This is a genomic window from Bartonella mastomydis, assembly GCF_900185775.1.
Lineage (GTDB): Bacteria > Pseudomonadota > Alphaproteobacteria > Rhizobiales > Rhizobiaceae > Bartonella > Bartonella elizabethae.
This window is the reverse complement of sequence record NZ_LT883138.1, coordinates 627,323-641,959: the sequence shown is the minus strand read 5'-3', so window position 1 is coordinate 641,959 and position 14,637 is coordinate 627,323. Positions and strand designations below refer to the sequence as shown.

10 protein-coding genes are annotated in these 14,637 nt (G+C 37.1%); 3 read left to right on the top strand and 7 right to left on the bottom strand.

Annotated elements, in window-relative coordinates:
- Positions 1 to 48 precede the first annotated feature (48 nt).
- The 7 genes from gltX (FJG96_RS05955) to FJG96_RS05925 all read right to left on the bottom strand — a co-directional run bounded on the left by gltX (FJG96_RS05955) (position 49) and on the right by FJG96_RS05925 (position 10,238).
- A complete protein-coding gene (gene gltX / locus FJG96_RS05955) occupies positions 49 to 1,419 on the bottom strand; it encodes a glutamate--tRNA ligase (RefSeq protein ID WP_139413176.1) in 1,371 nt (456 codons plus the stop codon).
- Positions 1,420 to 1,429: 10 nt separating this feature from the next.
- Complete coding sequence (locus tag FJG96_RS05950) at positions 1,430 to 3,091, bottom strand: NAD+ synthase (RefSeq protein WP_139413175.1); 1,662 nt, start codon at positions 3,089 to 3,091, stop codon at positions 1,430 to 1,432.
- 126 nt (positions 3,092 to 3,217) lie between these two features.
- Positions 3,218 to 4,597 (bottom strand): class II 3-deoxy-7-phosphoheptulonate synthase, encoded by a 1,380-nt coding sequence (locus FJG96_RS05945; protein ID WP_139413174.1) that lies wholly within the window; start codon positions 4,595 to 4,597, stop codon positions 3,218 to 3,220.
- A gap of 72 nt (positions 4,598 to 4,669) precedes the next feature.
- Positions 4,670 to 6,061: a glutathione-disulfide reductase gene (gene gor / locus FJG96_RS05940; RefSeq protein WP_139413173.1), complete on the bottom strand. Its 1,392-nt coding sequence runs from the start codon at positions 6,059 to 6,061 to the stop codon at positions 4,670 to 4,672.
- A gap of 202 nt (positions 6,062 to 6,263) precedes the next feature.
- Positions 6,264 to 6,821: a DUF2059 domain-containing protein gene (locus FJG96_RS05935; RefSeq protein ID WP_139413172.1), complete on the bottom strand. Its 558-nt coding sequence runs from the start codon at positions 6,819 to 6,821 to the stop codon at positions 6,264 to 6,266.
- Between the two features lie 98 nt (positions 6,822 to 6,919).
- Entirely contained in the window at positions 6,920 to 7,624 is a 705-nt protein-coding gene (rpiA, locus tag FJG96_RS05930) for a ribose-5-phosphate isomerase RpiA (RefSeq protein WP_139413171.1), read from the bottom strand.
- A gap of 337 nt (positions 7,625 to 7,961) precedes the next feature.
- Positions 7,962 to 10,238 (bottom strand): ComEC/Rec2 family competence protein, encoded by a 2,277-nt coding sequence (locus tag FJG96_RS05925; protein ID WP_139413170.1) that lies wholly within the window; start codon positions 10,236 to 10,238, stop codon positions 7,962 to 7,964.
- A gap of 111 nt (positions 10,239 to 10,349) precedes the next feature.
- Here FJG96_RS05925 and gltX (FJG96_RS05920) point away from each other — a divergent pair, with 111 nt between their 5' ends.
- The 3 genes from gltX (FJG96_RS05920) (at position 10,350) to FJG96_RS05910 (ending at position 14,379) form a co-directional block, all read left to right on the top strand.
- On the top strand, positions 10,350 to 11,780 hold the full coding sequence (gltX, locus tag FJG96_RS05920; RefSeq protein WP_139413169.1) for a glutamate--tRNA ligase: 1,431 nt from the start codon (positions 10,350 to 10,352) through the stop codon (positions 11,778 to 11,780).
- A 267-nt stretch (positions 11,781 to 12,047) separates the two neighbouring features.
- Complete coding sequence (gltA, locus tag FJG96_RS05915) at positions 12,048 to 13,343, top strand: citrate synthase (protein ID WP_139413168.1); 1,296 nt, start codon at positions 12,048 to 12,050, stop codon at positions 13,341 to 13,343.
- Positions 13,344 to 13,626: 283 nt separating this feature from the next.
- Positions 13,627 to 14,379, top strand: a complete 753-nt coding sequence (locus FJG96_RS05910; RefSeq protein ID WP_139413167.1) for a transporter substrate-binding domain-containing protein — start codon at positions 13,627 to 13,629, stop codon at positions 14,377 to 14,379.
- The last annotated feature ends 258 nt before the right edge of the window (positions 14,380 to 14,637 follow it).

Here is a 14,637-nt window from a genome sequence, read left to right as displayed (position 1 = left end):
TCTCTAAGCGTACAATAAATAAAAAATGCTTTTAAAAAGTTTCTCTTATTATTTAGAGAGTCTTTCTATGACCTTTTCGCGCCCTAAAAGCTGTAAAAACTTTCCCATTTCAGGTCCATGATTCATGCCCGTAAGTGCTTGACGTAATGGCATAAATAAAGACTTTCCTTTCCGCCCCGTTTTTTCTTTTAATGCTGTCGTCCAAATTTGCCAACTTTCATCCTTCAATACACCTTCAGGTAAGAAATTGAGTGACTGCTGGACGAATTCACGGTCCTCTCGTGCCACGGTATCAAAACTCTGTTCATCATGAATGATTTTCCACCACAAGACTGCATCATTGACTTTATCAATATTGCTTCTTATCGCATTCCAGAAATATTCCGCCTTTTCTCCTTTAATAGAAAGATTTTGAAGGCGCATTTTAACGTCCTCATAAGTTAATTCATGAACAAGATGACTATTCAAAGTACAAAGATCTGCAATATCAAATTTTGCAACCGACTTTGATGTATCTTGTAAATTGAAATGTTCTAAAAGCGCTGCTTGATGGGGATAGGGATACACATTTTGTGATGTTCCAATTAAAACAGCAAGACACTGAACAGCTATCGATTCAAATCCTTCTTCCCGTAGAGAGCGAATAGAAAGATCATTGTTACGTTTTGAAAGTCCTTTTCCTAAAATTGTCGCCAATAAATTGATATGACCAAAAACTGGTAATTCTGCACCTAGAGCTTTAAAAAGAGCAATCTGAGCACCTGTATTTGTAATATGATCATCGCCACGAATAATATGTGTAATGGCCATATCGACGTCATCCACAACAGACGGTAATGTATAAAGATAGGTTCCATCTTCACGAATAAGAACAGGATCTGAAAGAGAAGCCAAATCAATCGTTTGCTTTCCCTTTACGGCATCATTCCAACAAACCTCTGTTCGCTTTGTTTGCAAAGGATTATTTTCAAAATTAGGGAGAAGAAAACGCCAATGGGGTTTACGACCTTGTGATTCAAAGTTTTTTTTCTCTTCTGCTGTCAGCTTTAATGCTGCACGATCATAAATGGGAGGCAGTTTGCGTGAAAGCTTTATTTTACGACGCCGTTCTAATTCTTCCGCTGTTTCATAACAGGGATAAAGTAAACCACGTTGTTTGAGGATTTCTGCCACTTCATCATATCGATCAAATCGTTTAGATTGGTAATAAATTGCATCTGGTTGAATACCAAGCCATTCAAGATCAACAGCAATAGCATCGATATATTCCTGTTTAGAACGCTCAATATCTGTATCATCATAGCGCAAAATAAATTCTCCCTTATGCGCCCGTGCATAAAGCCAATTAAAAAGCGCAATACGGATATTGCCAATATGAATATAACCTGTTGGAGAGGGAGCAAAACGAACTTTAACCATAAAAGAATACTCAATTTTTATCGCGAAAATGATTGACAATGGGATAACGACGATCGCGTCCGAAATTCTTGTAACTAATTTTTACACCGGGTGCAGATTGTCGCCTTTTATATTCAGCACCATAAAGAAGCTGTTCAATTTTCTCAACAGTTTCCCGCAAATACCCTCGTTGAACAATATCATAAATACTCATGTCATTTTCTACAAGAGATTGCAAGATATCATCTAGAATAGGATAAGGGGGAAGAGAATCTTCATCTTTTTGATTTTCCCGCAGCTCTGCAGAAGGAGCTTTTTCTATAATATTGGGTGGTATGACAATTCCTTCTGGTCCCTTTAAATGATGCAAGTGATTTTTATTGCGCCACTCCGCTAATGCATAAACTTGCATTTTATAAATATCTTTAAGAGGATTAAATCCTCCATTCATATCACCATATAATGTTGCGTATCCTACAGCCATTTCCGACTTATTGCCTGTTGTCACCACCATTGAACCAAATTTATTTGAAAGAGCCATTAAAAGTGTACCGCGTATACGACTTTGAAGATTTTCTTCTGTTACATCAGAGGGTAAACCTAAAAAAAGAGGCGATACTATATTCAAAAAAGCCTCAACAGCTTGCTCAATCGGTATGATTTCATAGTGACATCCCAAAAGATCGACACATTCTTTGGCATCGTTTAATGATTCTTGCGAAGTATAATGATAGGGCATCATAAGGGTACGAACCCTCTCAGCACCAAGAGCATCCACCGCCATTGCCGTACACAGGGCTGAATCAATTCCTCCTGAAAGACCAAGAATAACATCCTTAAAACCGTTTTTATTAACGTAATCTTTCAAACCTAAAACACAAGCTTGATAATCAGCCGCTAATCCATTGAAAAGACTTTCTTTCGGACCTGAAACACAGTGCCACCCTGTCGTTGTTCGTTGCCAATGACTCAAAGCAAGATGGCTGTCAAAGTGTTTCATTTGAAACACCTTTTGACCTTGTCCATTCAAAGCAAAAGATCCTCCATCAAAAACCAGCTCATCTTGACCACCAACTTGGTTAGCATAAATAATCGGCACTCCAGATTGTAGAGCTTGCGTATGAATAATTTCTATACGTTTTAAGGTTTTATTACGATAGTAAGGAGATCCGTTAAGGACCAGAATAATTTCAGCGCCTTTATCTTTAAGCTCTGTACTAAGAGAGAAATCATTCCAAATATCTTCACAAATGACTATTCCCAATTTTATCCCATGATAAATAATAGGCTCAGGTCGTGATCCGGAAGAAAATAGACGCTTTTCATCAAACTCAGCGTAATTAGGTAAATCAAACTTAAAGCTCTCGGCAATGACTCGTCCTTCATCAAGAAGCATGACACCGTTATAAATATTGCCATTACGCCTTAAAGGAAGACCAATGACAATTCCAGGCCCGCCTAGCGTTATTTTTGCTAATTTCTCAACAGCCTCTTCACATGTTTTTGTAAAAGAAGGCTTTAAAACAAGATCTTCCGGCGGATAAGCGCTTATAAAAAGCTCTGTAAATAGAACAAGATCAGCCCCCTCTTCTTTAGCCTTTTGATGTGCCATAACGGCTAGAGAAAAATTTCCCCCAATATCACCGACAATAGGATTTAATTGGGCAACTGCTACCCGAAAGTTATCTTTCATAAGTCTTTGTATCACTTCATCAGTTTGGCAACCACAACTTTATTCTTCACCATCAGAAATATTACTTTTTAAAACTTCTTTTCGTCCATAATAGTCTAAAATAAAAAATGTCAGACAAGTTTTTGTTTACCTTCCAGCAACAAGTGCTAACGGATCAGTCGCACGATTTTTTTTAAGAAGTTCAGCAACAAGAAAAGCTAACTCTAACGCTTGATCTGCATTTAATCGTGGATCACATTGGGTATGATAACGATCAGATAAATCATCTACAGAAATAGCATGCGCCCCGCCCGTACATTCCGTTACATCACGACCTGTCATCTCAATATGAATGCCTCCTGGATAGGTTCCCTCTCCACGATGCACTGCAAAAAAATTCTCTACTTCTTTTAAAACATAATCAAAGGGACGCGTCTTATAACCATTGGCAGTAATTGTATTGCCATGCATTGGATCACATGACCATATAACCTCACGCTTCTCGCGTTCAACAGCACGAATGAGTTTAGGTAGATAACTTTCAACCTTATCATAACCAAAGCGCGTAATAAGAGTAAGCCGCCCCAGTTCGTTTTCAGGATTTAAAATATCAATTAATTTTAAAAGCTCATCAGGCTCCATGGAAGGACCACACTTTAATCCTATAGGATTTTTAATGCCGCGACAATATTCAACGTGAGCATGGTCAATCTGACGTGTGCGGTCACCAATCCATAACATATGGCCAGATGTTGCATACCAATGTCCTGAAGTTGAATCAATCCGAGTCAAAGCTTCTTCATAACCAAGCAAAAGCGCTTCATGACTGGTATAAAAAGATGTCTCTCGCAATGAAGAATGCGTTTTAGATGTAATCCCTATGGAACGCATAAAATCAATTGCTTCAGAAATACGCTCTGCCAATAATTCATAACGCTCCCCCTGTGGACTGTTAGAAACAAAACTCAACATCCATGTGTGAACATTTTCTAAATTAGCATACCCCCCTTGTGAAAAAGCACGCAACAGATTAAGTGTTGCCGCTGATTGGCGATAAGCCATAGACATCCGTTGCGGATCTGGTATACGAGAATCGGCTCCAAATTCAATACCATTAATAATATCCCCCCGATAAACAGGCAATTCAATGTCTTCTCTGCTTTCAATATCAGAAGAGCGGGGCTTTGCAAATTGCCCCGCAATACGACCAATTTTAACAACGGGTTTAGAACTCCCAAAGGTTAAAACAATCGCCATTTGCAAAAATACACGAAAAAAGTCACGAATATTATCAGCTTCATGTTCTGCAAAGCTTTCAGCACAATCACCACCTTGCAATAAAAAAGCTCTGCCTTTTGCAACAGCTGCTAATTCATTTTTTAAATCACGTGCTTCACCGGCAAAAACCAAAGGTGGATAACTTCTCAGCTTTCGTTCGACATCTTCTAACATAGACTTATCCGGATAAGTCGGAACTTGCTTAATTGGCCTTTTTCTCCAAGAGTCAGGCGCCCATTCTTTTATCATTACACTCTCTCTAAAAAATTAAGCTTCCAGCTTAGCATATAAAAAACTTTTTACCATACTATGGGGTGTTGTTTAATTTTCTATTTTCTTCCCATTTTCATATATATAACTTGGTTTATACATCGTTACTAATTCTTCTGCCATCGTTGGATGCACCGCCATCGTTTCATCAAAAATATCTTTCGTTAGCTTACCCTTGAGAGATATTCCAATAAGTTGTGCCATCTCACCAGCGTTTTCTCCTAAAATATGAGCGCCTACAACAATACGGCTTTCACCATCAACAATGAGCTTCATAAACATTTTCTCTAAGCTACCGGAGAGAATATTACGCATAGGACGAAAAACTGTACGATAAATTTCAAGACGCTTATAACGCTGTATAGCCTCTTCTTCTGAAAGACCTACCGTTCCAATCTCAGGCTGTGAAAAAACGGCTGTTGTAATTAAATCATAATTAGGTTTTGTGGGAATATTTTCAAATGCTGTCTTAACGAAACACATTGCATCATGGATCGCAACAGGTGTTAATTGAATATGACCCGTTACATCCCCTACAGCCCAAATATGAGGGATATTTGTGGTCATTGTATCATCAACAATAACACCACCAAACGCATTAACTTCTATACCTGCTCTTTCAAGTCCTAAACCCACTGTATTGGGCATACGCCCTGTGGCTAACATAACTTGATCAGTGTTGATCATTTGCCCATTTGATAAAAGAACATTATAACAATTTTCTGCCGCCTGCACTTTAGAAATTGTTACTCCATAGAGAATAGAAATTCCTTTTTCAATCATTGCATCATTGAGCAATTGTCGCAAATCGTGATCAAAATCACGAAGAATTAAATCACCTCGATGAAGGAGTGTTGTTTTTACACCTAACTCATGAAAAATATTAGCAAATTCAACGCCGATATACCCTCCACCAACAATGACTATTGATTTCGGAAGTTCATCAAGATCAAAAATCTCATTAGAAGTTAAACAAAAGTCAACGCCTTCTATGGTGGTATTTGGTGTAACTTTTGCCCCCGTTGCAATCAAAATTTTTTCCGCAGTTACCCGCTCACCCGTAGCAGAAAGCTCTAATGTGTGATCATCGATGAAAGTAGCACGACTTTCATAAATATGTACATTGTTATTTTCTAACCCCTGACGATACAGCCCCTCTAATCTTGATATTTCTTTATTTTTAGCTTCAACCAACTTTTTCCAGCTAAAAATTGGATCCCTATATTCCCACCCAAAACCCACGCTTTTCTTAAATTCTTTGGCATATTGTGAAGCATAAACATAAAGCTTTTTGGGAACGCAACCACGAATAACACAGGTTCCCCCTATACGATATTCTTCCGCTATAGCGACACGTTTACCAAGACCTCCAGCAAGTCGTGCTGCACGCACCCCACCAGAACCACTTCCAATAACAAATAAATCAAAATCAAAAGAGCCCACAAACTATTCCTTCTCATATATTTGCAACGATAGGCTAAAGTCATTTATTATTAAATGAAAGTCTTTTTTCTTTTAAAAGAATATTTTTCTATAAAGCAATAGTCTAAAAGGGCAGACTCTTAATAAAATATTAAAAACGGCGGAAAAACCGCCGCTTTAAAAAAATCAGAAATTGCTGATTGCTGTCATGATATCAATCAAGTTATTTTTTATTCTCTGGAGCTTCTGATTTTATAGGCATCGTAGAATTATTCAAATTAAGTGTTTCAGACATTTCTTTTTTCACATTTTCTACAAGATCCTGCATAAGAGCAGAACGCCATACATCAAATGCAGAATAGGAATCACGTGCAATATTAGGAACTTCTGTCAAAAACTTTCTACCGGTATCAGAATTATAAAATGCTGTGATTGCATCAAGCTCTTTTTGCGTAAAATATTTTGCATACACATGAGCAATCTCTTTTTCCAGATCAGAGCGCCTTTTAATTAAAGCAAGCGCCTGCTTATCAACGATATCAGAAATAGCTGTTGCCAAATTTGGATCATCACTGATCAGTTCATTTTTGAAATCATGGACTGCATTTGGTAAAAAACTATCAAATTGATCCGTTGCATGAATGGCCCTAATCGCCTTTCGGGCTGAATCTAAATGTTGATCACTCACACCTTGTGCATAAACCATTCCAATATTCACAAAAAAAATGGCAATTGTACCAAAATATACAAAAAAACGCTGAAAAGAAAATATTATCCTCATTTAATGATTACCCCAATCGCTAATTATAATTTAAAATTTGTTATTCTACTCAAAATCTTTTTTTATTGTGCTAACATATCATCATGTAAATGTCTTTTCTAAAAATCAAATGGTTCTAAAACTTTTATTTGACCATCCGCCATAGCGACAATTGCACGTGAAGCCAACCCCAAAAAAAGACCATGCTCAACAACACCAGGAATGGAAAGAAGCGCATCCGATAATAATTTGGGCTGCAAAATGCATCCCCAAAATGCATCAAGAATAAAATGACCACCATCTGTTTTAAAAGGATTTTTTCCATTCATTCGCAATGCAATTTCTCCAGAAAGTCCTAAATCACCCGCGACTTTTTCGATGGCTTTGCGTGTTGTATGGATACCAAATGGATTCACTTCAATCGGTAGTGCAAAAGCACCAAGTCTTTTGACCATCTTCGTTTCATCAGCAATGACAAGCATTGCACGAGATGCCGATGCGACAATTTTTTCATATAACAATGCCCCCCCTCCCCCTTTAATGAGCATCATTTCAGGACCAATTTCATCTGCTCCGTCAATATCCAGATCCAATTCAGGGATCTGTTCTAAAGTGCTAACAGGCACCCCAAACTTATGACAGAGTTGTTCAGAATATTGTGAAGTCGCAACACCGGTCACACGCAGACCATCCGCAACACGCTCACCAAGAAGACGAATAAATTCATTAACAGTTGAACCAGATCCGATACCAAGCCGCATATCATCTTCAATAAATTCAAGCGCTTTAACAGCGGCCCTTTTTTTTAACTGCTGAACATCCATGAATGACTTTACCTTTTATCCGCAAACAACATTTATCACCACTCTTGCCACCAATAACAATGATAATAAAAGGCAGCCTCTTAAACTCAATCTATCTAAACTTAACCGTCATCTTTCTCTTGAAGAGATGTTACTCGTTATAGAAATATATGATAAGAATAAAATAGGATAATCAACAATTATCTTTTTTATTTCTTCGAGAAAATTTGTTGGTATTTTCCTCATTCACAATGCAGTTGATAAACTGATCAATTTAAAAAACGTAAAAATGTATCAGAAAAATCTTCTGTTATTTTTTGTTTTGTCAAGTATCCAGATATGAAAAAAATGCGATAAATCATGGGATTTTTTGTGAATGCTGTCTGTGCATATTCCACGGTCTATGAGCCCCTCGTGAAGACCAAATAATATCCCCGCCTTTAGTCACCATAACGCTTCCTCGTGATAATACTTGTTGAGGCGTAAAGATTATTTTTGCCTTCTTATGACATGTTGGATTCTGCATTACAAATGTCTGAATGAGGATATCTGCCTCTATACAGTGATCTATTTTTTCACGTAAAATGATAATTTTTAATCCATTCTCTAATAAGGATGTGCATATATAATGATCACAAATAAATTGTCCAAGAAACGAAGGACCATACTTTGTTGGTTTAATTGTTTCATTCAAATGAAATGACTTTTTCCAGATGGATGTCGTGAAATTAGAATGATAATCACGATCGATATATAATTTTTTATCCTGGATAACACCCACAAGACGCATATTATCTGCTATAATCAATTGTACAGGTGAATGCATTATACAAATAGAAATACCAGCGACAATAAAAAGATTAAAAAAGAGCCTGATAGGTGTTCTGCAAAAAGTCAGTCCAACCAAGCCTATGCTCAATAAAACTAACGCAGACAACGGCATAAAACCAGGATTCAAATCAGGAGAGATAGTCTTGATAGCATGTGCAATCTTTATCACAAGATCAACACCAAATCCCATAATTTGAAGAGGAAGCCATTCGAATCCTCCTAACATTGCAAGAACTGCGATTAATCCGAAAGGGATAACCAAAATTGAGATGATAGGCAAAGCAAAAGCATTACTGATAATGCTTAAAGATGCCATATTAGAAAAATGATAAGCAGCATAAATTCCACTTGCACTCCCTGCTATAAGCGAAGATGCACATGTTGAAAATATTGATATAAAAGCGAAATTTATCACTTTTTCTCCAACATAAGAGGAGATTATTTTTCTTGTACGAAAAAGTGACCTTCTGCTCCACCAATCAAAAAAAGCAATCAAAGCAGCCGTCGCAGAAAAAGACATTTGAAAGCTAGGACCTAATATTTCATGGGGTCTAATCGCTAGAGTTATCAACCCCGCAATAGAAAAATTACGCATTGTGATAGCTGAGCGATTACATAATATAGCAACCAACATGACAGCAATCATCACAAAACTTCTTTGTGCTGATATTGCTAAGCCCGACAAGAGTAAATAAAAAGCTGTTATCATAAATGCAACGATAGCAGCCAATTTTTTACTGGAATAATAGGAAGAAAAAACTGGAAAAAATGCTAAAAAGCTACGGATAGTCAAAAGAACTAGTCCGCTCAACAGAGCCATATGTAAACCTGATATGGATAAAATATGGGCTAATCCAGCCACACGCAGTGCCTCATTTGTCTCATTTGAAATACCAGCACGCTGTCCTGTTATGAGAGCTGCCGCAACACTTCCCTTTTCTCCATCAAGGGCTAGACGGATTCTTTGTGTCATCTTCATGCGTAAATTTTCAATTTTCTGCAAAACGATAGTGAATATTCCATCAGATTGCGAAATGGATATTTTTCTTGGTTTTCCTAAATAAACGCCTTGCGCCCCAATCCCTTTGAAATAATTATGAAAACTAAAATCGTAGCCTCCTGGACGCACCGGTCCAGAGAATGCACGAAGCTTAACCTTCCCATAGAGTCCATCACCAATTACTAATCCAGATGGCAAATATCTTGCCGATAAACGAACACGATGAAGACTATGGTGTAATATGGGCTTTTCTGTACTCACAACATCCAAAACTAAACGAAATCCCCCTTTGGTAACTGACTCAACGGAAACAATTCTTCCCGTCAATGTGGTGGTAATGTCACTGCTTAACATGGGTGTTGCAATACGCCACGTTTCTATTTTTGCCGCTAAAGCCCCCAATACGATACAAAACAAAAATCCCACGAGAATCCATATTTTTCGATAAAAACGTGCAATATAGAATATTCCCAAAAAGATGCTAACCAATACCCCCAATTGTTCCCAGCTTAGCTCCTGTTCTAAATGAAAATAAAAAATGATTCCTAAGGAAAAAAAGACTAAAATCAGCGAAAAAAGAATACCAAAAGAAACTTCTTTATCGATACAATCCGCTAACCATTTTCTAATAACGATGATTGCTTCTTTTAAGAGAATCAATAAAAAAAGATTTTGTTGGTTATAACTGCCATTCTTTGCATCATCACACCTAGAAAAAACACCCTGCCCTATTTGACATGTGTTTTTTCTTTCTATAACAGATTTTGCGGATAAATCCTCTTTAACTTTACTTTGATTAAACATCCGCCCCCCACTTTAACGCGCAATGCGGCTATTGCACACCCCGTCACCTATGCTAACATAACCCTTCTATAAAGTTCCATAAATAATATCTCAATTTAAAGGAAAATATTCGTGTCTGTTATTACTCGTTTTGCCCCCTCTCCTACAGGATTCCTTCATATTGGTGGTGCTCGTACTGCTCTTTTTAATTGGCTTTATGCAAAACATACCGGTGGAAAAATGCTTCTACGCATTGAAGATACAGACCGAGAACGCTCAACAGAAGCAGCTGTAAAAGCCATTATAGATGGCTTACACTGGATGGGGCTTAGTTATGATGGTTCCCCTATTTCACAATTCGAACGTGCAGAACGTCACCGCCAAATCGCCGAACAGTTGGTCAAAAATGGCAAAGCATATTATTGTTATGCCTCACCTGAAGAGTTAGCTGAAATGCGTGAAAAAGCCCGTACAGAAGGACGCCCACCACGTTATGATGGACGTTGGCGTAACCGAGACATTTCTGAAGCGCCTCAAGGTGTCAAACCTGTTATTCGCATCAAAGCTCCTGAAGATGGAGAAACGATTGTACACGACCGTGTTCAAGGTGATGTTCGTTTTCCTAATAAAGATTTAGATGACTTTATTATTTTGCGTTCTGATGGTTCGCCTACCTATATGCACGCTGTTGTCGTTGATGATCACGATATGGGTGTCACACATATCATACGAGGTGATGATCATCTAACCAATGCAGCCCGACAAACGATCATCTTTAAAGCTATGGGTTGGGATATTCCTGTTATGGCTCATATTCCCCTTATCCATGGTGAAAACGGTGCAAAATTATCAAAGCGGCATGGTGCGCTCGGTGTTGATGCTTATCGAACAATGGGATACCTTCCTGCTGCTTTGCGCAATTACCTTGTCCGTTTAGGGTGGAGCCATGGTGATGACGAACTCATGTCACTTAAAGATATGATTTCTTGGTTTGATATTGAAGATATTAACAAAGGCGCTGCTCGTTTCGACCTCAAAAAGCTTGATTCCATCAACGGACACTACATGCGCATGAGCAATGATCAAGAACTTTTTGATGCCGCTCTTGATATTCTGCCAGAAACTGATGGGGGAGCACAAATCATTGAAAGTCTTGATGAACAACGTCGTGTTCAATTTTTCAAAGCAATCCCACATTTGAAAGAGCGTTCAAAAACACTGTGTGAACTGATTGACAATGCCTCCTTCATTTTTACGCAAAGACCATTACAGCTTAACGAAAAAGCACAAATGCTTTTAGATAAAAATGGACAAACCATTTTAAACGATCTTTATCTTGCCTTAAAAGCTTGTCCCTCTTGGGATACAAAAGCCCTCGATGAAATTCTTCGCTCTTATATCCAAACACAGAATCTTAAATTTGGATCTATCGCCCAACCCCTTCGTGCGGCTCTTACAGGATGTACCACATCGCTAGGTGTTGTGGATATTTTGACTTTATTGGGACGCGATGAATCTCTTCATCGCATCAATGATCAACTTATCACAACAATAGGTTCATAATGTGTACTGAGTATATCTCCTTACATGAGTATATCATGTAGATACTTCAACGCAATCTAAAAAGGTTTTTTTATCTTATATCATTGAAATACAGTTTTTATTGAGTAATAATGATCAATAATGAAATATTTTTAGATTGCATGTCCTCATTTTTAGAGGCAATCTAACCCCAATACAAGTAAGAAAAGCTTCAATTATTATATATCTCGCACTCTCATGAAGCAGAGTCTTAATTTTTAGAAGAGAAGGATCTGAAAGGAATACCGAATGTCTGAGAATAACGCACATATTATTGTGAACAATAAAAAAGTAGAACTTCCCCTGCGTAAAGGCACGAGTGGACCCGAGGTTATCGAAATCGCTTCTCTCTACAAAAAAACTGATATTTTTACTTATGACCCTGGTTTTACTTCAACAGCTTCTTGTGAATCAAAAATTACTTACATTGATGGCGATAAAGGAATATTGCTTTATCGTGGATACCCTATCGACCAATTGGCTGAAAAAGGTGACTTCCTCGAAAGTTGTTATCTTCTTCTTTATGGGGAACTCCCAACACAGCAAGAAAAAAATGACTTTGATCGATGTATCATGCAGCATACAATGGTCCACGAACAGTTTTCACGCTTCTTCCATGGCTTTCGTCGTGACTCCCACCCCATGGCTGTCATGGTTGCCTGTCTTGGTGCTATGTCTGCGTTCTATCACGACTCTATTGATATTACAGATCCTCACCAGAGAATGATTGCTTCTGTTCGTCTTATCTCAAAAGTTCCAACACTTGCTGCTATGGCCTATAAATATAGTATTGGACAAGCATTTGTTTATCCTCGTAATGATCTTAGTTATGCTGCAAATTTCCTTCGTATGTGTTTTGCTGTTCCTTGTGAAGAATATAAAATAAACCCTGTACTTGCCCGAGCAATGGATCAAATCTTTATCCTTCATGCAGATCATGAACAAAATGCTTCTACATCTACGGTCCGTCTTGCTGGATCATCAGGGGCTAATCCGTTTGCCTGTATTGCAGCAGGTGTTGCATGCCTTTGGGGACCAGCCCATGGTGGTGCCAATGAAGCATGCCTAAAAATGCTACAAGAGATAGGTTCTATTAAAAGAATTCCTGAATTTATTGCTCGTGCAAAAGATAAAAATGATCCTTTCCGCCTTATGGGCTTTGGTCACCGAGTCTATAAAAATTATGACCCACGTGCAAAAATCATGCAAAAAACTTGTCATGAGGTTTTAAAAGAGCTTAATATTCAAGATGATCCGCTTCTTGATATTGCAATAGAACTAGAAAAAATTGCTTTAAGTGATGAATATTTTATTGAGAAAAAGCTTTATCCCAATGTTGATTTCTATTCCGGTATTACATTAAAAGCTCTAGGCTTTCCAACTGAAATGTTTACTGTTCTTTTTGCTTTAGCACGCAGTGTCGGATGGGTGGCACAGTGGAAAGAAATGATTGAAGATCCTGCACAAAAAATTGGTCGTCCTCGACAACTCTATACAGGCTATACTATGCGTGACTATGTTCCTATAGATAAACGTTTCAATTAAAGAAAGAAATCAATAAAGCTTCAGTAAACTGGAGCTTTATTGTAAATGATTAACAACATCCTTTAAAATTTTTTACAAAGATAATTAATTAATTTTAAACAAAATTATTATCATTCATTCCATCATTAATCTTGATACGAATAAATCATTTTTTTGATTATTATCCAGCGTAATGATAGCAAAATGAAGACAGATAAATTTTTACGTTGCTCCTAAAGAGCTTACAGATTATAAAAATGCCTCATGGTTTCATATTTGTCAGCTTATTGAATAGGAGAACATAATGAAGTTATTAGCAAAAGCTCTTATAATAAGCGCAACACTGTTTACCTTATCAGCCAATTCTCAAACGCTGAAAATTGCAAGTGATGCTTCTTATCCTCCGTTTAGTTATATTGACTCAAATAATGAGCTTAAAGGGTTTGATATTGATATATCTTATGCCCTTTGTAAAAAAATGAATGTTGAATGTACCATTGTCACGCAAGACTTTGAGGGTATGATTCCTGGCCTTCTAGCCAAGAAATATGATGCGATTGTTTCTTCCCTTTCTCCTACAAAAGAACGCTTACAAAAAGTTGATTTTACAGATCCTTACTACAACACAGTACTGGCTATCATTGTTACCAAAAATTCGGGAATTAAAGACATTTCAACACAAGCCTTTAGAGGTAAAAATCTTGGTGTACAATCGAATACAACACAAGCTGCATATGCAGAAGACCACTATGCTTCTGAAGGTGTGAATATCAAATTTTATCCTACAGCAATAGAAGTTCATCGTGATCTTTTAAGCCATCGGCTTGATATCATCATCTTTGATAAAGTAAAGGCATTAAATTGGCTTGAAAATGAAGGAAAAGATTGCTGTAAGCTTCTAGGAACTTTGGAAGAAACAAAATTTCCTGTTTCAATTGCCCTCCATCAAAATAATAATGATCTTAAAAATAAGTTCAATGAAGCAATAAAAGAAATCCGTTCGGATGGAACTTATGAGAAAATAATGAGAAAATATTTTACATTCGATATCAATTAAATTTGAATCTTTTAAAGAAATGTCTTTTAACTTTTTGTTAGGCATGAAAAAATAGGTGAAAATTCAGCATTTTCATAAGAAGAATTTATATCTATCAAAAAAATTAATTTTTTAATTGTTTCTTGATTGTTAAATGTTTATGAAATCCAATGACAACAATGAAGTTGTATTTTTATTTTATCTGAATCTAATGTTATATTTAAATTGAATAGCCTTGTTTTTAAAGAAAATCTCTCAGATTTTACTTATGAAATGATG